13 protein-coding genes are annotated in these 18,063 nt (G+C 73.2%); 4 read left to right on the top strand and 9 right to left on the bottom strand.

Annotated elements, in window-relative coordinates; genetic code table 11:
• Positions 1-28 precede the first annotated feature (28 nt).
• Genes ACF09J_RS01920 through ACF09J_RS01945 form a run of 6 tightly spaced genes read right to left on the bottom strand, consistent with a single transcriptional unit; the run spans position 29 to position 7,013 of the window.
• The gene (locus ACF09J_RS01920) at positions 29-886 is read right to left on the bottom strand and encodes an HpcH/HpaI aldolase/citrate lyase family protein (RefSeq protein WP_392303408.1); all 858 of its coding nucleotides are present in this window, start codon (positions 884-886) and stop codon (positions 29-31) included.
• On the bottom strand, positions 883-2,100 hold the full coding sequence (locus tag ACF09J_RS01925) for a CaiB/BaiF CoA transferase family protein (protein WP_392303409.1): 1,218 nt from the start codon (positions 2,098-2,100) through the stop codon (positions 883-885). Before ACF09J_RS01925 ends, ACF09J_RS01920 begins: the two co-directional genes overlap by 4 nt.
• Positions 2,097-3,488, bottom strand: coding sequence for an ADP-ribosylglycohydrolase family protein (locus ACF09J_RS01930; RefSeq protein ID WP_392303410.1), 1,392 nt, complete (start codon positions 3,486-3,488; stop codon positions 2,097-2,099). The genes ACF09J_RS01925 and ACF09J_RS01930 overlap by 4 nt, the downstream gene beginning before the upstream one ends.
• Positions 3,476-4,663, bottom strand: a complete 1,188-nt coding sequence (locus ACF09J_RS01935; protein ID WP_392303411.1) for an ADP-ribosylglycohydrolase family protein — start codon at positions 4,661-4,663, stop codon at positions 3,476-3,478. The genes ACF09J_RS01930 and ACF09J_RS01935 overlap by 13 nt, the downstream gene beginning before the upstream one ends.
• Before the next feature lie 8 nt (positions 4,664-4,671).
• Positions 4,672-5,913: an ADP-ribosylglycohydrolase family protein gene (locus ACF09J_RS01940; protein ID WP_392303412.1), complete on the bottom strand. Its 1,242-nt coding sequence runs from the start codon at positions 5,911-5,913 to the stop codon at positions 4,672-4,674.
• Positions 5,910-7,013 carry an ADP-ribosylglycohydrolase family protein gene (locus ACF09J_RS01945; protein ID WP_392303413.1) on the bottom strand — a complete coding sequence of 368 codons (1,104 nt, stop codon included), beginning with the start codon at positions 7,011-7,013 and terminating at the stop codon, positions 5,910-5,912. Before ACF09J_RS01945 ends, ACF09J_RS01940 begins: the two co-directional genes overlap by 4 nt.
• Before the next feature lie 281 nt (positions 7,014-7,294).
• Between ACF09J_RS01945 and ACF09J_RS01950 the strand changes: the two genes are divergently transcribed.
• From ACF09J_RS01950 to ACF09J_RS01960, 3 genes are all read left to right on the top strand, one after another.
• Entirely contained in the window at positions 7,295-8,026 is a 732-nt protein-coding gene (locus tag ACF09J_RS01950) for a VIT1/CCC1 transporter family protein (protein ID WP_392303414.1), read from the top strand.
• Positions 8,027-8,524: 498 nt separating this feature from the next.
• A complete protein-coding gene (gltB, locus tag ACF09J_RS01955) occupies positions 8,525-13,036 on the top strand; it encodes a glutamate synthase large subunit (RefSeq protein ID WP_392303637.1) in 4,512 nt (1,503 codons plus the stop codon).
• On the top strand, positions 13,029-14,492 hold the full coding sequence (locus tag ACF09J_RS01960; RefSeq protein ID WP_392303415.1) for a glutamate synthase subunit beta: 1,464 nt from the start codon (positions 13,029-13,031) through the stop codon (positions 14,490-14,492). The genes gltB and ACF09J_RS01960 overlap by 8 nt, the downstream gene beginning before the upstream one ends.
• A gap of 154 nt (positions 14,493-14,646) precedes the next feature.
• Here the strand turns inward: ACF09J_RS01960 and ACF09J_RS01965 are convergent, their stop codons facing one another.
• The 3 genes from ACF09J_RS01965 to ACF09J_RS01975 form a co-directional block, all read right to left on the bottom strand.
• Positions 14,647-15,552 carry a chitosanase gene (locus ACF09J_RS01965; RefSeq protein ID WP_392303416.1) on the bottom strand — a complete coding sequence of 302 codons (906 nt, stop codon included), beginning with the start codon at positions 15,550-15,552 and terminating at the stop codon, positions 14,647-14,649.
• A 22-nt stretch (positions 15,553-15,574) separates the two neighbouring features.
• A complete protein-coding gene (locus ACF09J_RS01970) occupies positions 15,575-16,495 on the bottom strand; it encodes a rhomboid family intramembrane serine protease (protein WP_392303417.1) in 921 nt (306 codons plus the stop codon).
• A gap of 143 nt (positions 16,496-16,638) precedes the next feature.
• Entirely contained in the window at positions 16,639-17,538 is a 900-nt protein-coding gene (locus tag ACF09J_RS01975) for a hypothetical protein (RefSeq protein WP_392303418.1), read from the bottom strand.
• 151 nt (positions 17,539-17,689) lie between these two features.
• Here ACF09J_RS01975 and ACF09J_RS01980 point away from each other — a divergent pair, with 151 nt between their 5' ends.
• Entirely contained in the window at positions 17,690-18,037 is a 348-nt protein-coding gene (locus ACF09J_RS01980; protein WP_392303419.1) for a chorismate mutase, read from the top strand.
• The last annotated feature ends 26 nt before the right edge of the window (positions 18,038-18,063 follow it).

Genomic DNA, 18,063 nt, shown 5'->3' on the forward strand with positions numbered 1-18,063 from the left:
CCCCGGATCACGGGGCGCCCTCGTCGTGTCAGTACCGCCGGGCCAGCGCGAGGGTGCGCCGGGCCGCCGCCACCACGGCCGCGTCGACGAAGCGGCCGTCCGGGAGGGCCTGCGCCCCCCGGTCCGCGGTGGCCGCCTTGATGACCGTCTCGGCCTCCTCCAGCTCCCGGTCGGTCGGCAGGTAGGCGCGCTCGATGATCGGGAGTTGACGCGGGTGGATGGCCGCGCGGCCGAGGAAGCCGAGGGCGCGGCCGTGCGCGCAGGAGGCCGCCAGGCCCTCCAGATCGCGGATGTCGGGGTGGACGGACTGGGTCGGAGGGGGGAGACCGGCCGCGCGGGCGGCGACGACGACCCGGGCGCGGCACCAGTCGAGACCGGAGTCCTGCCGTACCCCCAGGTCGGCGCGGAGGTCGGCCTCGCCGATCGAGATGCCGCGCAGGGCGGGGTGCGCGGAGGCGATGGTGTGGGCGCGCTCGATGGCCAGCGCGGTCTCCAGGAGGGCGTACAGCAAGGGCCCAGAAGCGTCCGCCGACGGTGGGCCCAGCCCGGTCTCCGTCCGTGCCGCGACCCGGGCGACCTGCCCGGCGGACGTCACCTTCGGCAGCCGCAGCCCCGCCAGGCCCGGCCGCGGCGCCACCGCCGCCAGGTCCGCTGCGGCCAGCGGTCCGTCGACCGCGTTGATCCGCACATGCACCGGGACCGGCGGCGGCTCGGTCAGCAGCTCGGCGGTGGCCGCGCGGGCGTACTCCTTGCGGTCGGGGGCGACCGCGTCCTCCAGATCGACGACCACCACGTCGGCGCCGGAGGCCAGCGCCTTGGCCACGACGTGCGGGCGGTCACCGGGGGCGTACAGCCAGGTGAGCGGGCAGAAGGCGGTGGCCGTCACAGGGCGCCCTCCGCACGCAGCGCGGTCAGCTCCTCCGGGGTGAGGCCGAGTTCGGTCAGGACCGTGTCCGTGTCGGCGCCGTGCGGGCGGCCCGCCCAGCGGATCGCGCCCGGGGTGGCGGAGAGCCGGAAGAGGACGTTCTGCATCCGCATCCGGCCGAGTTCCGGGTCGTGCAGGGTGGTCAGGGTGCCGAGGGCCCGGTACTGCGGGTCGGCCATCACGTCCCGTACGTCCTGGATCGGCGCGATCGCCGCCTGGGCCTTCTCGAAGGCGGCCATGACCTCGGTGCGGGTGTGCCGGGCGATCCAGCCGCCGACCGCCTCGTCGAGCAGGTCGGCGTGCGCGGCCCGCTCCGAGCCGCTCGCGAACCAGGGTTCGTCGATCAGCTCCGGGCGGCCCACCAGCCGCATCACGCGTTCCGCGACCGACTGCGCCGAGGTGGAGACCGCCACCCAGGTGCCGTCGCCGGTGCGGTAGGTGTTGCGCGGGGCGTTGTTCCCGGTGCGGTTGCCGGTGCGGGGCTGGATGTAGCCGAGCTGGTCGTACCACAGGGGCTGCGGGCCGAGGACGGTCAGGATCGGCTCGATGATCGCCATGTCCACGATCTGGCCGGCCCCGGTGCGCTCCCGTGCGGTGAGCGCGGTCATCACCGCGTACGCCGTGGCCAGGCCCGCGACGGAGTCGGCGAGCCCGAAGGGCGGGAGCGTCGGGGGCGCGTCCGGCTCGCCGGTGATCGCGGCGAACCCGCTCAGCGCCTCCGCCAGGGTGCCGAACCCGGGCCGGGAGGCGTACGGGCCGAACTGCCCGAACCCGGTGACCCGGGCCAGCACCAGGCGCGGATTGGCCGCCGACAACTCGGGCCAGCCCAGCTCCCACTTCTCCAGGGTGCCGGGCCGGAAGTTCTCGACGACCACGTCGGCGGTGGCGGCCAGCCGCAGCAGGGTGCGGCGGCCACCGGGTTTCGACAGGTCCAGCGTGATGGTGCGCTTGTTGCGGCCGAGCAGTTTCCACCACAGGCCGACCCCGTCCTTCGACGGCCCGTGGCCCCGGGACGGGTCCGGCTTCACCGGGTGCTCGACCTTGATCACCTCGGCGCCGAAGTCACCGAGCATGGTGGCGGCGATGGGTCCGGCGAAGAGGGTGGCGAGGTCGAGCACGCGCAGACCGGTGAGCGGGCCGCCGGTGCCGGGCGCGGTGTCGTGGGGCGCGGTCATGAGGTGAGCCCGTCGGCGTCGCTCATGGGGCGGGAGGCCTCCCGGTGCGTGAGGTTGGCCAGGGTGTCGAAGCCGGTGCCGTCGAAGTCGCCCACCGATGTGGCCAGCCGGTTCTTGAGCGGCGCCGTCCAGTGGTCGGGCAGCGCACCCGGGGAGCCGGCGAGGAGGGCCGCGACACTTCCGGCCGTGGCACCGTTCGAGTCGGTGTCCCAGCCACCGGAGACGACACGGCAGACGGAACCGGTGAAGTCGCCGTCGGCGTGGGTCAGGGCGGCGGCGATCAGCGCGGTGTTGGACACGGCGTGCACCCAGTGCAAGTCGGCGTGGACGGCGTGGAGTTCGTCCACGACCGTGTCGAAGTCCTCGTGTTCCCGCGCCAGCCGGACGGCATGACGGACGGCGCGGGCGAGCCGGGAGCCGGGCGGCACGACGGTCAGGCCGGTGGCCAGGCAGGCGTGGACGTCGTGGGTTCCGGTGGCCGCGGCGGCGATGACGGCGGCGGCGAACATCGCGGCGTAGACGCCGTTCGCGGTGTGGGTCAGGGTGGCGTCGCGGTGGGCCTGCGCGGCCGCGGCCGCCGGGTCGCCGGGGTTGGTCCAGCCGTGCATGTCGGCGCGGGTCAGGGCGCCGATCCACTCGCGGAAGGGGTTGCGGTGCCGGGCGGTGTGCGGGGGTTCGATGCCGAGCAGCAGGTTGCGGTAGGCGACGCGTTCGGCGGTGAAGGTGCGGCCGGCGGGGAGTTCGTCCAGCCAGAGGCGGGCGGTGTCGGCGGTCGTGAACCGCTTCCCGTGGCGCTGCAGGAGCAGAAGGTTGACCAGGGGGTAGTTGAGGTCGTCGTCCTCGGGCATGCCGTCGATGTTCTCGGCCAGGGAGTTGGCCGCCGAGCGGCGGTTCCAGGGGTACTCCGCGGCCAGGTCCTCCGGTACGCCCCGGGCGGTGAACCAGGTGCGCAGAGGCCAGTTGCCGGTGGCCCGGGCGATTTGGCGGACGCCGTCGAGGGGCAGCTTCTCCACGGGCTTGCCCAGCAGACAGCCGGCGGCCCGGCCGAGCCACGCGGCCTCCAGACGCTCGACGGTCACCGACGGGACGGCAGTTCCCGGCCGCTCCGGCCAGTCCGGGCACAGCGCCCTGATCGCGGCCGGGTCCGTCGGCTCGGCGTCCGCCCACCGACTGGGCAGTTCGGCCAGTTCGTCGAGCAGGTCCTCCGCCAGCAGGCGCAGATAGCGGGAGGCGCGCCCCGGGGACGCGCCCGCGCGGGCGGGGGCCTCGGGGCCGCCCGCCGCGCGCCAGCGGGCGGCGATCGCCTTCGGTTCACGGCCGTCCTGCACCGCCTGGCGCAACTCGTGGCCGAGCAGGTCCTCCGGCTGGACCCAGGTCAGTCGGAGCATTCCGGACCTCCCATCCCGGCGAACGCCCGCTCGTGGGCGCGTCGCCGCCGTACGTCCTTCTCGAAGATCTCCCGGGTCACCCCGGCGAGCGTGCGCGCCGGTTCCCACAGGTCCAGACGGCTGGCCTCGGCCACCGTCTTCGCCCAGTCCTCCGGGACGGGCGAGCCCAGCGCGCCCGCCAGCGCCCCGGCCATCGTCGCGATGGAGTCGCAGTCGCGGCCGTAGTTCACCGCGCCGAGGACGGCCTGCCGGAAGTCGCCGCGCGCCACCGTCAACATGCCCAGCGCGACGGGCAGTTCCTCGATCGCGTGCAGACGGGAGGGGCGGCGGGCGCCCAGCGACGGGTTCCGGTAGTCGGGCCCGACCGTGTCGTACGGCGCCACCGCCTCCCGCAGCGGGCCCAGCGCCGACTCGAAGTCCGGGCAGCCGCGGGCCACTTCGCAGACCCGCTCGATCGCGGCCCGGGTGCCGTCCTTCGCCAGCGACAGGCACGCCGCCACCACCGAGTCCGGGCTCGCCCCCGGCGCGCACGCCGCCGCCACCGCGGCCGCCAGGACGCCCGCCGCCTCCCTGCCGTAGGAGGACTGGTGGGCGCCCGCGATGTCGAGGGCCTCGGCGTACGCGGCCGCCGGGTTGGCCGCGTTGACCAGTCCCACCGGGGCCATGTACATCGCGGCACCGCAGTTGACGATGTTGCCCGCGCCGGCCTCGCGCGGATCGACGTGGCCGTAGTGCAGCCGCGCCACCAGCCACTTCTCCGCCAGGAACACCCGGTGCAGCGGCAGCGCCTCCGCCTGGAGCTCCGGGATCCAGCGCGGGTTCGTCATCAGGTCGGGCACCAGGTGGCCGGCGATCGCGTAGGCGTCGAGGTGGTCGCGGACGCGTGCGTACACCCGTACCAGGGCGTGCGTCATCAATGTGTCGTCGGTGACGTGCCCGTCGCCCTTGTGGTACGGGGCGATGGGGCGGGCGGTGCGCCACCGCTCCCCGTGCCAGGGGCCGACGACGCCGTGCACGCGGCCGCCGTGGCGTTCGAGGATCTGTTCGGGGGAGTAGCCCTCGACGGGCCCGCCGAGCGCGTCGCCGACGGCCGCTCCCACGAGCGCGCCGGTGATCCGCTCCTCCAGGTCCGCGTCCCGGACCGCGCCTCGGCTCTGTTCTCCTTTGGGCGTCATGCCCGGAATCATCCTCCTGGAGGGGCCGGTTGTGCGGCTTCGAGGAGTTCGGCGAGTTCCACCAGGTCGGTGCCGGTGAGACGGGGCAGCACGCAGCCGGACAGGGTGCGGCAGGCCTCCCGCCAGGACGCCGGGATCGCCTCGCCGCCGCCCAGCGCACCGGTCAGCGCGCCCGCCAGGGCCGGGGCGGAGTCGGCGACCCGGGACAGGCAGGCGGCGGCCGGCAGCGCCTCGGCGATCCGGCCGTTCGCCGCCGTGGCCAGGGCGAGGGCGACCGGTACGGTCTCGGCGGCGGCGATGCCGTAGCTGTAGACGTGGTCGACGATCCGGTGCTCCAGGAGCGGTACGAGCGCGAACGCGCCCTCGGCGTCCCGGGCCAGGCGCAGCGCGTGCCGGGCGTTGCGGCCGATCTCCGTCTGCTCGGGCAGCTCGGCCAGCGCCGCCGTGACGCACGCCCCGACCTCCGCGCCCGCCAGCGCCTCGGCGAGCGCCGCCGCCATCGCGCGGGCCCCGTGGACGCCGTCGCCGTCCTGGGTGTAGCGGGCGTCGAACTCGGCCAGGTCCGCCGCGCGCCGGGGGTCGCCCGGGTGGACCGTGGCCAGCACACAGGCCCGTACGCAGGCGGCGTCGTCGAAGTAGTGCGGGTTGTCGTGCCCGCTGGCCGGCGGGCGCAGTCCGGTCGCCAGGTTGCCGAGCCCGGCCCGCACGGAGATACGGGCGCGCAGCGGCAGCACCACCGACTCGGCCTCGGGGGCGCGTTCGGCCGCCGCCGCGACCTCACCGGCGACGGCGTTCCAGGTCAGGTCGATCGCGGCCCGGACTCGCGGCTCCCGGCCGAGGTCGCCGAACGCCCCGTCGTCCCCGGCCCGCAGCAGGGCCTCCGCGGCGAACACCGCCCACTCGGCGTCGTCGGAGGGGCCGAGGCGCAGCGGCTCGGGCGGCTGGTTCAGCGCAGTGGGCACGGGCAGCGTCGTCGTCGCGTTCAGCTCGGCGAAGGCGTCCAGCTCCCGGGTGAGCCGCCGGGTCCACTCCGGCATACGGGCGGCCCGGTGCCGCGCGGCGGGCCACCCGGCGGCGTCCCCGGCGGCCAGCCCCAGCAACAGCCCTTCGACCCGCCGCGTCACGACCGCCTCTCCTCCTGGCCGCAGGGGGAGGTGTGGCCCGGGTCCTGCGTGCGGGCCGGGCGTCGCCGGCGGGTGGTCGGGCTGCGCCGGGTGGTCGGTGACCGGCCCCTCGGTCCGGTGGCTCATGGCTGTGTCTCCTCGTCGCCCGCGGTGAGGACGTAGGCCGCGCGGTCGGGAACGGGGGGTGCCGCATGTCGTGCGGGGGCTTCGTGCCGGGGGAGCGCGGCGGAGTCGCTCGCGGTCACCAGCAGGTCGGCGACGTCCAGTACGTGCCGGCCGGCCATCGCCGGCAGGCAACTGCCCCGGACGGGGCCGATGGCGGTGGCCCACTCCTCGGGGACGGCCGAGAGGCCCTGCGTCGCGCCGGCCAGCGCGCCCGCGACCGCCGCCGTGGTGTCGGCGTCGCGGCCCATGTTGACGGCGGTGATGACCGCCTCGCGGAAGTCGCCGTCGGCGGCGGCGTAGGCGCCGAAGGCGAGGGCGACCGCCTCGGGCGCCAGGTCGGACCAGGGGTAGCCGCCGACGACCACCGCCGAGCGGACCGCGCGTTCGCCGCGGTGGGCGGCGGCCGTGGCCCGGCGCAGCGAACGGGCCGTCCAGGAGTCGTCGGGGACGACGGCGAGGGCGGCGGCGACGACCGCGACCGGCGCCGCGCCCGCCATCGCAGCCGCGACCCCGGCGGCCACCGCCCGGCCGCCGTGGATGCCCTCGCCCGCGTGGCTGACCGAGCCGTCGATCGCGACCAGCCGGGCCGCCTCGGCGGGCCGCCCGGCGGCGAACACCCCGAACGGCGCCGCCCGCATGGCCAGCCCGTCGCTCCAGGCGTGCCGGTGCTGGGCGGAGACGGGGGCGGCCAGCCCCCGGCGCAGGTTCTCCAGCGTGCCCCGCTCGCTGAACCCGGCCCCGCGGAAGGGGCCCTCGGCGCGGTCGGCGATGAACTCGTGCCAGGCCGCCTCGGCCCGGGCGGGGGTGAGCGCGTGGCCGTGCCGGGCCAGCAGCAGCCCGGAGAAGATCGCGTACTCGGTGTCGTCCGTGCCGGCCGGCCGGTCGGCGACGTACCCGGTGATCCGGCCCCAGCGGGCGCGGATCTCGGACGGTCTCAGATTCTCCGCGGGCGCGCCGAGCGCGTCTCCGACGGCGAGGCCGAGCAACGCGCCGCGGGCCCGATCACGCGAGACGGCCGGGGCCGGCGCCGGGGTCCGCGGGGCGCGGATGGTCGATCCCATGGCGGGCTCTCCTCTCGGGGCGTCCCGCAGGGCGGGAAGCCTCGGCGGAACTGTCCCCGGCGCGGGGCCCGGTGCAGCCTCCGGAACCTCACCATCACCCGTACGACATTTGTGCGGGCTAATTCACGGATGAGCGTCCTCGGGCAAAACCGCAGGTTAGCCCAGCCTTCCCTTGCTGGCGGCCGTGAAATTCCGAGCGTAGATTCAGTGTTGTCAAAAAGTAGAACTCGTCCAAAAGTCAGCCTTACCTAAGTTCTCGCCCAGCTCAGGGGGACCACGTCATGGCCATCATCGACACCGAAGCGACACTCCACGAGGCGCACCGCGACAACCACACGCACCGTGACGTGAACGGTGGCTGGCTGCGCCCCGCGGTCTTCGGCGCGATGGACGGCCTGGTCTCCAACCTCGCCCTGATGACCGGCGTGGCGGGCGGCTCGGTCGGTCAGCAGACCATTGTCATCACCGGCCTCGCGGGCCTGGCCGCGGGGGCCTTCTCCATGGCCGCCGGCGAGTACACCTCCGTCGCCTCGCAGCGCGAGCTGGTCGAGGCCGAGCTGGACGTCGAGCGCCGTGAGCTGCGCAAGCACCCCGAGGACGAGGAGCGCGAGCTGGCCGCCCTGTACGTCTCGCGCGGAGTGGAGCCCGCCCTCGCCCAGGAGGTGGCCCGGCAGCTCTCGAAGGACCCCGAGCAGGCCCTGGAGATACACGCCCGGGAGGAGCTGGGGGTCGACCCCGGCGACCTGCCCTCCCCGCTGGTCGCCGCGGTGTCCTCGTTCGGCTCGTTCGCGCTCGGCGCGCTCCTGCCGGTGCTGCCCTACCTGCTGGGGGCCACCGTGCTGTGGCCGGCCGTGCTGCTCGCCCTCGCCGGTCTCTTCGCCTGTGGCGCGGTGGTGGCCAAGGTGACCGCGCGGACCTGGTGGTACAGCGGTCTGCGGCAGCTCGCCCTGGGCGGTGCCGCCGCCGGCGTGACCTACGCGCTGGGCACCCTGTTCGGCACCGCCGTAGGATGACGGCCGTCCCGCGGCCAGTCGTACGAGTACGCCATTACCGCTCATCCGCTGGTTTCGGCCGTGCGGCCGGGGGGCATGAGCCGTAAGCACCCGCAGGCAACGAGGCCTGTCGCGCATGCGCAGGGCCGGGCGACGCCGCCCTCCCTGTCCCTCCCGGGCCGACGGACACCGATCCGACCGATCTCGTCCGCCGCCCCCACAGCCTTCACCGCCGGGCGCGGTACCCCCGCCGTCAGCCCGAGGTGCCCGCATGCTGGAACGCGGTTTCCGATTCCCGAGAAACCCTTCATTATGTAATCTGCATGAAATTTCGCATTTCCGGCAGAGGGCCAGCGTCGTCCCTCGGCACTCCTCCCCCAGAGCCTGAACGGCCCGGGAGGGACCCCCAGCCACATGACGACGACGGGAGAGCCGATGCGTATGCCGCGCCAGCCGTCCCAGCATCCCGCGAACGGCCACAACTGGGCGTTCATGGATGCCCGCCCTGCCGCACAGGGCATGTACGACCCCCGCGACGAGCACGACGCCTGCGGCGTCGGCTTCGTGGCCACCCTCACCGGTGAGGCGAGCCATGCGCTGGTCGAACAGGCGCTCACGGTTCTGCGCAACCTGGAACACCGCGGCGCGACCGGCTCCGAGCCCGACTCCGGCGACGGCGCCGGTCTGCTTTCCCAGGTGCCCGACGCGTTCCTGCGCGAGGTGGCCGGATTCGAACTCCCCGCGGCCGGCGCCTACGCCGTCGGCATCGCCTTCCTCCCCGTGGACGGCACCGAGGACGCCGTCGCGCGCATCGAGGCGATCGCGGGCGACGAGGGCCTGACCGTCCTCGGCTGGCGCGAGGTCCCGGTCGCCCCCGAGCTGCTCGGCGCCACCGCCCGCTCCACCATGCCCGTCTTCCGCCAGTTGTTCGTCACCGACCGCGTGAGCGAGGGCATCGCCCTGGACCGCAAGGCGTTCGTGCTGCGCAAGCGAGCCGAACGCGAGGCCGGCGTCTACTTCCCGTCGCTGTCGGCCCGCACCCTCGTCCACAAGGGCATGCTCACCACCGGCCAGCTCGAGCCCTTCTTCCCGGACCTGTCCGACCGCCGCTTCGCCTCGGCCATCGCGCTCGTCCACTCCCGCTTCTCCACGAACACCTTCCCGAGCTGGCCGCTCGCGCACCCGTACCGCTTCGTCGCGCACAACGGCGAGATCAACACCGTGCAGGGCAACCGCAACTGGATGCGCGCCCGCGAGTCCCGGCTGGCCTCCGGCCTGTTCGGCCCCGAGGAGAGGCTGGAGCGGATCTTCCCGGTGTGCACACCGGGCGCCTCCGACTCCGCCACCTTCGACGAGGTCCTGGAACTGCTCCACCTCGGCGGCCGCTCACTGCCGCACTCCGTGCTGATGATGATCCCGGAGGCGTGGGAGAACCACGACGCCATGGATCCGGCCCGGCGCGCCTTCTACGAGTACCACTCCACGATGATGGAGCCCTGGGACGGCCCGGCCTGCGTCGCCTTCACCGACGGCACCCAGGTCGGCGCCGTGCTCGACCGCAACGGCCTGCGCCCCGGCCGCTACTGGGTCACCGACGACGGCCTCGTCGTCCTCGGCTCCGAGGTCGGCGTGCTCGACATCGACCCGGCCAGGGTCGTCCGCAAGGGCCGGCTCCAGCCCGGCCGCATGTTCCTCGTCGACACCGCCGAGCACCGCATCATCGAGGACGACGAGATCAAGGCGGCCCTCGCCGCCGAGCAGCCCTACGCCGAGTGGGTCCAGGCCGGCGAGATCGAGCTGGGCGACCTGCCCGAGCGCGAGCACATCGTGCACACCCACGCCTCCGTCACCCGCCGCCAGCAGACCTTCGGCTACACCGAGGAGGAGCTGCGCGTCCTGCTCGCGCCGATGGCCGCGAGCGGCGCCGAGCCGATCGGCTCCATGGGCACCGACTCGCCGATCGCGGCCCTCTCCGAGCGCCCGCGGCTGCTCTTCGACTACTTCACCCAGCTGTTCGCGCAGGTCACCAACCCGCCGCTGGACGCGATCCGCGAGGAGCTGGTCACCTCCCTGCGCAGCTCGCTCGGCCCGCAGGGCAACCTGCTCCAGCCGACCGCCGCCTCCTGCCGCAGCGTCGTCCTGCCCTTCCCGGTGATCGACAACGACGAGCTCGCCAAGCTCATCCACATCAACGCCGACGGCGACATGCCCGGCTTCAAGGCCGCGACCCTCTCCGGCCTGTACCGGGTCTCCGGCGGCGGCGACGCCCTCGCCGCGCGCATCGAGGAGATCTACGCCGAGGCCGACGCCGCCATCGGCAACGGCGCCCGTCTGATCGTGCTGTCCGACCGCCACTCCGACGCGGAGCACGCCCCGATCCCGTCGCTGCTGCTCACCGCGGCCGTCCACCACCACCTGATCCGCACCAAGCAGCGCACCCACGTGGGCCTGCTCGTCGAGGCCGGCGACGTCCGCGAGGTCCACCACGTCGCCCTGCTGATCGGCTACGGCGCCGCCGCGGTCAACCCGTACCTGGCGATGGAGTCCGTCGAGGACCTGGTCCGCGCGGGCACCTTCCTGCCCGGCGGCGAGCCCGAGAACGCCATCCGCAACCTGATCCACGCCCTCGGCAAGGGCGTACTGAAGGTCATGTCCAAGATGGGCATCTCCACCGTCGCCTCCTACCGCGGCGCCCAGGTCTTCGAGGCCGTCGGCCTGGACGAGGCCTTCGTCGGCAAGTACTTCGACGGCACCGCCACCAAGATCGGCGGCGTCGGCATCGACGTCATCGCCAAGGAGGTCGCCGCCCGCCACGCCAAGGCCTACCCGGCCTCCGGCATCGCCCCGGCGCACCGCGCCCTGGAGATCGGCGGCGAGTACCAGTGGCGCCGCGAGGGCGAACCGCACCTGTTCGACCCGGAGACGGTGTTCCGCCTCCAGCACTCCACGCGCACCGGCCGCTACGACATCTTCAAGAAGTACACGGACCGGGTGAACGAGCAGTCCGAGCGCCTGATGACGCTCCGCGGCCTGTTCGGCTTCGCCTCCGGCCGGGCGCCGGTCCCCGTGGACGAGGTCGAGCCGGTCTCCGAGATCGTCAGGCGCTTCTCCACCGGCGCCATGTCGTACGGCTCCATCTCCAAGGAGGCGCACGAGACCCTCGCCATCGCCATGAACCAGCTCGGCGGCAAGTCCAACACCGGCGAGGGCGGCGAGGACGCGGACCGCCTCTACGACCCGGCCCGCCGGTCCGCCATCAAGCAGGTCGCCTCCGGCCGCTTCGGAGTGACCAGCGAGTACCTGGTCAACTCCGACGACATCCAGATCAAGATGGCCCAGGGCGCCAAGCCCGGCGAGGGCGGCCAGCTCCCCGGCCACAAGGTCTACCCCTGGGTGGCCAGGACCCGGCACTCCACCCCCGGCGTCGGCCTGATCTCCCCGCCGCCGCACCACGACATCTACTCCATCGAGGACCTGGCCCAGCTCATCCACGACCTGAAGAACGCCAACCCGCAGGCGCGGATCCACGTCAAGCTGGTCTCCGAGGTCGGCGTCGGCACGGTCGCCGCGGGCGTCTCCAAGGCGCACGCCGACGTGGTCCTGATCTCCGGCCACGACGGCGGCACCGGCGCCTCCCCGCTGACCTCGCTGAAGCACGCGGGCGGCCCCTGGGAACTGGGCCTGGCCGAGACCCAGCAGACGCTCCTGCTCAACGGACTGCGGGACCGGATCGTCGTGCAGACCGACGGCCAGCTCAAGACCGGCCGCGACGTCGTGATCGCCGCGCTGCTCGGCGCCGAGGAGTTCGGCTTCGCCACCGCGCCGCTGGTCGTCTCGGGCTGCGTCATGATGCGCGTCTGCCACCTGGACACCTGCCCGGTCGGCATCGCCACCCAGAACCCGCTGCTGCGCGAGAGGTTCACCGGCCGGGCCGAACACGTCGTGAACTTCTTCCGGTTCATCGCCGAGGAGGTCCGCGAACTCCTCGCCGAGCTGGGCTTCCGCTCCGTCGAGGAGGCCGTGGGCCACGCGGAGGTCCTCGACGTGACACGCGCCGTCGACCACTGGAAGGCGCAGGGCCTGGACCTGGAGCCGCTGTTCCACGTGCCCGAGCTGCCCGAGGGCGCGGTGCGCCACCGGGTGACCGCCCAGGACCACGGCCTGGAGAAGGCGCTCGACAACGAGCTGATCAGGCTCGCCGCCGACTCCCTGGCCGCGCCCGGCGCCGCCGACGCCCAGCCGGTGCGCGCCCAGGTCGCCATCCGCAACATCAACCGCACGGTCGGCACCATGCTCGGCCACGAGGTGACGAAGAAGTTCGGCGGCGCGGGACTGCCCGACGACACCATCGACATCACCTTCACCGGCTCGGCCGGCCAGTCCTTCGGCGCCTTCCTCCCGCGCGGCATCACGCTGCGTCTGGAGGGCGACGCCAACGACTACGTCGGCAAGGGCCTCTCGGGCGGCCGGATCGTGGTCCGCCCGGACCGTGCCGCCGAGCACCTCGCCGAGTACAGCGTCATCGCGGGCAACACCCTCGCCTACGGCGCGACCGGCGGCGAGATGTTCCTGCGCGGCCGGACCGGTGAGCGGTTCTGCGTGCGCAACTCCGGCGCGACGGTCGTCTCCGAGGGCGTGGGCGACCACGGCTGCGAGTACATGACCGGCGGCCACGCGGTGGTGCTCGGCGAGACCGGCCGCAACTTCGCGGCCGGCATGTCCGGCGGCATCGCCTACGTCATCGACCTCGACCGCGACAACGTCAACCCCGGCAACGCCGGCGCGGTCGAGGCGCTGGACGACTCCGACCGGCAGTGGCTGCACGACGTGGTGCGCCGGCACCAGGAGGAGACGGGCTCGACCGTCGCCGGGAAGCTGCTCGCCGAGTGGGACACCGCGGTGGAGCGCTTCAGCAGGATCATCCCCCGTACGTACAAGGCAGTGCTCGCCGCCAAGGACGCCGCCGAGCGGGCCGGTCTGACCGAGACCGAGATCACCGAGAAGATGATGGAGGCGGCGATCCATGGCTGACCCGAAGGGCTTTCTGAACCACGGGCGCGAGGTCGCCGCGTACCGTCCGGTCGAGGAGCGCACGAAGGACTGGAACGAGGTCCACGTACCCGGCTCGCTGCTGCCGATCATCAGCAAGCAGGCAGGCCGGTGCATGGACTGCGGCATCCCCTTCTGCCACAACGGCTGCCCGCTCGGGAACCTGATCCCGGAGTGGAACGACTACGCCTACCGCGGGGACTGGGCCGCCGCCTCCGAACGGCTGCACGCGACGAACAACTTCCCCGAGTTCACCGGCCGGCTCTGCCCGGCGCCCTGCGAGTCGGCCTGTGTGCTCGGCATCAGCCAACAGCCGGTCACCATCAAGAACGTCGAGGTCTCGATCATCGACAAGGCGTGGGAGAACGGCGACGTGGCCCCGCGCATCCCCGAGCGGCTGTCCGGCAAGACCGTCGCGGTCATCGGCTCGGGACCGGCGGGCCTGGCCGCCGCCCAGCAGCTCACCAGGGCGGGCCACACGGTCGCCGTCTACGAGCGCGCCGACCGCGTCGGAGGTCTCCTGCGCTACGGCATCCCCGAGTTCAAGATGGAGAAGCGGCACATCAACCGCCGTATCGAGCAGATGCGCGCGGAGGGCACCCGGTTCCGTACCGGCGTCGAGATCGGCCGCGACCTGACGGCGACCGACCTGAAGAAGCGCTACGACGCGGTCGTCGTCGCCGCCGGCTCCACCACCGCCCGCGACCTGCCCGTCCCCGGCCGCGAACTCAGGGGCGTCCACCAGGCGATGGAGTACCTGCCCCTGGCCAACAAGGTCCAGGAGGGCGACTACGTGGTGGCGCCGATCTCGGCGCGGGGCAAGCACGTCGTCGTCATCGGCGGCGGAGACACGGGCGCGGACTGCGTGGGCACCGCCCACCGCCAGGGCGCCGCCTCCGTCACCCAGTTGGAGATCATGCCCCGCCCGGGCGACGATCGGCACCCGGTCGACCAGCCCTGGCCGACCTTCCCGGTCCTCTACAAGGTCACCTCGGCCCACGAGGAGGGCGGCGAGCGCATCTACTCGGCGTCCACGACCCGCTTCGAGGGCGACGACGACGGCAACGTGCAGTGGCTGCACCTGGCCGAGGTCGAGTTCGTGGACGGCAGGCCGGCACCCAAGCCGGGCAGCGAGCGCAGGATCCCGGCCCAGTTGGTCACCCTCGCCATGGGCTTCACCGGCACCGACCGGGAGAACGGCCTGGTCGACCAGTTCGGGCTGGAACTCGACGAGCGCGGTAACATCGCCCGTGACGCCGACTTCCAGACCAACGTGCCGGGTGTCTTCGTCGCCGGTGACGCCGGCCGCGGCCAGTCCCTCATCGTGTGGGCGATCGCCGAGGGCCGCTCGGCCGCCCGCGGCGTCGACTGCCACCTCATGGGGGGCGGCGACCTGCCGGCCCCGATCCGGCCGACGGACCGCTCCCTGACGGTCTGACGGCCGCTCCCGTGACCTGACGGTCACTCGTACACGTCCCGCACAAAGGCGTGTGGGCGGGATATCTGGGGGACTTCCCCCAGACCCCCCGAGGCGGCGCCTGCCCAGTCCCCGACCGGACAACAGGGCAGGCGCTGCCGCATGTTCGAAGGGTTCAGGGGACCTGGTAGCTCTCCCCGTACACCTTCCACGCCAGCGGGGTCTTCAGGTCCATGTTCCCGTCGTACAGGAACTGCCGCTGGGCGGTGTCGATACGGCTGGTGTCGCGGTTCGTCCTGCGGGCCTTCATGGCCTCGCGGCGAATGTCCAGGAAGACGTCGAGGTAGGTCTTCTCCCGGCCGCCCGCCGCCGGGGTGTCGGCCTCCTTCAGGGCACGCTCGCGCAGGGCGTAGAAGCCGTCCTTGTCGACGCCGGGGCCGTGGAAGACCATCGCGTCGTAGTAGATGAACTGGCCCAGCGTGCCCAGGCCGTCGAGCTTGGCGAGGCGGACGGCCGGGTCGAAGTAGGCGCGGTCGCGCTCGTCCTCCTGTGCCTTGCGGAACGCCGGACGCTCCGACTCCGCCTTCCACGCCGCGGTGAAGCCCGGGTCCAGGCCCTCGTGGGAGTCCGTGCCGTCGACCTTGCGCAGCGCGGGCAGGTACCGGGCGAGGCCGTTGTCCGGGTGGGCCTTGGTGTAGCGCTCGACCAGGGTGAGCAGGTCGTGGGTGCCGGTGCAGTAGCCGATGATCCCCGCGGTGTAGCCGTCGCCGTCGCCGACGTCCTCGATGTAGCCGTAGGTGTCGCGCCAGTGGAGCGTGGAGTTCTCGGCGCTCGCCACGAGTTGCTGGGCCAGCTCCTTCTTCGCGGGGGCGGCCAGCCCCGGCGGCGCCTCGGCGACCACCTCGTCGTCCTGGGTCTTCTCCGACTGCTCGGCCCTCGCCTTGGTGTCCTCGCGGGACTCGTGGGCGGCCGAGTGCCGCTTCGCCGGGGACGGCTCCGGGTCCCGTGGATCGAAGGCGAGCAGCACCGCCAGCACCAGGACCGGAGCGGCCACCAAAAGCAATATTCCAGGACGTTTCATGACAGACACCGTACGGCCCTGATCAGGCCGCCCCTCCCGACAGTTCCGAGACCTTCGCCCAGCTGAGCGCCACGAGCAGGAGCAGCAGGGCCACGCACACGCCCGCCTGGACCAGGGTGCGACGGCCGCCGCGCGGCGCGTACGCGTACGCCAGCGTCACCAGCCCGCCCGCCAGCAGACCGCCCAGGTGCGCCTGCCAGGACGTGAGTCCGGCGGAGATCACCAGCCACAGCAGCAGGCCCCCCATGTACCGGTTGACGGCGCTCATGTCGTAGCCCAGCCGGCGGGCCATGACGTAGTACGCGGCGCCGAGACCGAAGATCGCGCCGGACGCGCCGACCGTCAGGGCGTCCGGGTCGATCAGCAGCACCAGGACCGAGCCGCCGAGCGCCGACAGCAGGTACAGGGCGAGGTAGCGGGCGCGGCCCAGCTGCGCCTCGACCACCCGTCCGGTGCTCCACAGCGCCGCCATGTTCATCACGATGTGCAGGATGCCGAACGACCCGTCGGTGGCCGGCACATGCAGGAACGCGCCGGTCAGCAGCCGGTACCACTCGCCGCCGACCAGCCCCTCCGCGTGCACGTCGGAGCCGTACGGGAAGTCCCACAGGTAGTGCCCGCCGTCGGTCCCCGCCAGTCCGCGCCCCAGCATCCCGAACCGGTCCACGATCGCCGGGCGCACCAACTCGCCCAGATAGGCGAGGATGTTGAGCCCCATGAGGACGTATGTCACGACCGGCACCGCGTTGATCGTGCCGCCGAACGCGGTCCGCGCCTGCCGCACCGACCGGGCGCCCTCCCGCACGCACTCCACGCACTGGTGGCCGACGGCGGCCTCCCGCATGCAGTCCGGGCAGATGTACCGGTCGCAGCGGACGCAGCGGACGTGGGACTCCACCTTGCTGTGGCGATAGCAGGTGGTGACAGCGGACTCGGCATCCACGGCCGGCTCCTCGGTGAACGCGGGGACATGGCTGAGCCGGTGGGGACGGCGGCGAACAAAATAGCGAACTGGTGTGACAGATGGTAAAGGCGGGGCCCGTGATCCCGTAACCGCGACGGCGTTCCGAACGAGGTCGGACGGGCTCAGGTGTCGCACTCCAGAACCGTGCGGCACAGGGCGCACCGGGCCCGCATACGGCCCCCGACCGGCACCCTGATGCGCTGGTGGCAGGTGGGACAGGGGAAGGAGACCCGCAGCGGCTCCCGGCCCCCGGAGCTGAAGGAGTACGCCGCCTCCGGCTGGGGGAGCGGCTCCCGGCCGCGGTCCTGCGCGTGCCGACGGTCCCGGGCGTACCGGCGGCGGCCCGCCCAGCCCGCCGCCGTCAGCGGCGGCTGCTGCTCGTCACGGCGGGCCCGGGCCATGCCCGCGACGTACGCCTCGTAGCCCTGCGGGCTGGTGAACCACGTCGAGGGATCCTCGCCGAACACCAGCGCACGCTTGGCCAGCACGTACCCGAACTCCTCCGGGGTGAGGTAGCCCAGCTTCTGCGACGACACGCCGTCCTCCCGGAAGGCGTCGAGGAGCAGCCAGCCCGCGCCCAGATACGCCGCCACCGTGTCCGTGAGGATCTCGTTGTCACGGACACCGGGGAAGGACAGGTCCAGACGATGCAGGTAGACGTGGGCCACCTCGTGGGCGAGGGCCGCGCCGATGTCCCGGCGGTGGGTGCGGAAACGGTCGTTCAGCTCGACGAAGTACTCGGGACCCTCCGTCAGCTCGACGCTCGCCGCGTGCGTCATCTCGCGAAAGCTGACGATCATGCGGGCCTCCGGCAGCCGGTAGTGACCGACCAGCTCGCGGGCCACGCGCTGCGCCCCCAGATGCAGGTCGTCGGTGTCGCAGAAGGCCACGTCGACCGGGGCCACACTGGTCGCGAACGTCTGCACCGTGCCGTACGAGAGCCGCTTGTAGAGCGCGGTGATCGCGGCCCGCACCGTCTCCAGATGCGGGTAGCCGTGCACCACCGGTCCGCCGTTCGCCACGTCCGAACCCCCAAAGACGGCCCTGAACCCTCTCCCACCTTATGCGCGGGAGCCCTTGTCCCGCCCGGTGCCCACGCCCCCCGGCCTCCCGCCGTACCACCGGTCGGACGCCCATGAGCGGAGCGCCGCCCACCCCGTAGGGTGGGCGCCCATGACCACCAGCAACACCGGTACCGGTGACGCCGCCCCCGCCGTCCAGGAGGAGCTCGCGCGGCTGCGCGACAGCATCGACAACATCGACGCGGCCGTCGTCCACATGCTCGCCGAGCGGTTCAAGGCGACCCAGCAGGTCGGCCACCTCAAGGCCGCCCACCAGCTGCCGCCCGCCGACCCGGCCCGCGAGTCCCGGCAGATCGCCCGGCTGCGCGCCCTCGCCGAGGACGCCAAACTGGACCCTGCGTTCGCGGAGAAATTCCTCAACTTCATCATCGCGGAGGTCATCCGCCACCACGAGCGCATCGCCGAGGACGCGGGCAACGGCGAGACCCCCGCCACCTGACCCCCGGCCCCGCGCGCCGCCCCAAC

This window comes from Streptomyces sp. NPDC014889, assembly GCF_043081205.1.
In the GTDB taxonomy this organism is placed as follows: Bacteria; Actinomycetota; Actinomycetes; order Streptomycetales; family Streptomycetaceae; genus Streptomyces.

Coding starts and splice junctions, on each gene's coding strand:
- ACF09J_RS01950 (WP_392303414.1), top strand. CDS start 7,295: ATGGCCATCATCGACACCGAAGCGACACTCCACGAGGCGCACCGCGAC.
- ACF09J_RS01935 (WP_392303411.1), bottom strand. CDS start 4,663: ATGACGCCCAAAGGAGAACAGAGCCGAGGCGCGGTCCGGGACGCGGAC.
- gltB (WP_392303637.1), top strand. CDS start 8,525: ATGTACGACCCCCGCGACGAGCACGACGCCTGCGGCGTCGGCTTCGTG.
- ACF09J_RS01960 (WP_392303415.1), top strand. CDS start 13,029: ATGGCTGACCCGAAGGGCTTTCTGAACCACGGGCGCGAGGTCGCCGCG.
- ACF09J_RS01925 (WP_392303409.1), bottom strand. CDS start 2,100: ATGACCGCGCCCCACGACACCGCGCCCGGCACCGGCGGCCCGCTCACC.
- ACF09J_RS01980 (WP_392303419.1), top strand. CDS start 17,690: ATGACCACCAGCAACACCGGTACCGGTGACGCCGCCCCCGCCGTCCAG.
- ACF09J_RS01945 (WP_392303413.1), bottom strand. CDS start 7,013: ATGGGATCGACCATCCGCGCCCCGCGGACCCCGGCGCCGGCCCCGGCC.
- ACF09J_RS01940 (WP_392303412.1), bottom strand. CDS start 5,913: ATGAGCCACCGGACCGAGGGGCCGGTCACCGACCACCCGGCGCAGCCC.
- ACF09J_RS01965 (WP_392303416.1), bottom strand. CDS start 15,552: ATGAAACGTCCTGGAATATTGCTTTTGGTGGCCGCTCCGGTCCTGGTG.
- ACF09J_RS01930 (WP_392303410.1), bottom strand. CDS start 3,488: ATGCTCCGACTGACCTGGGTCCAGCCGGAGGACCTGCTCGGCCACGAG.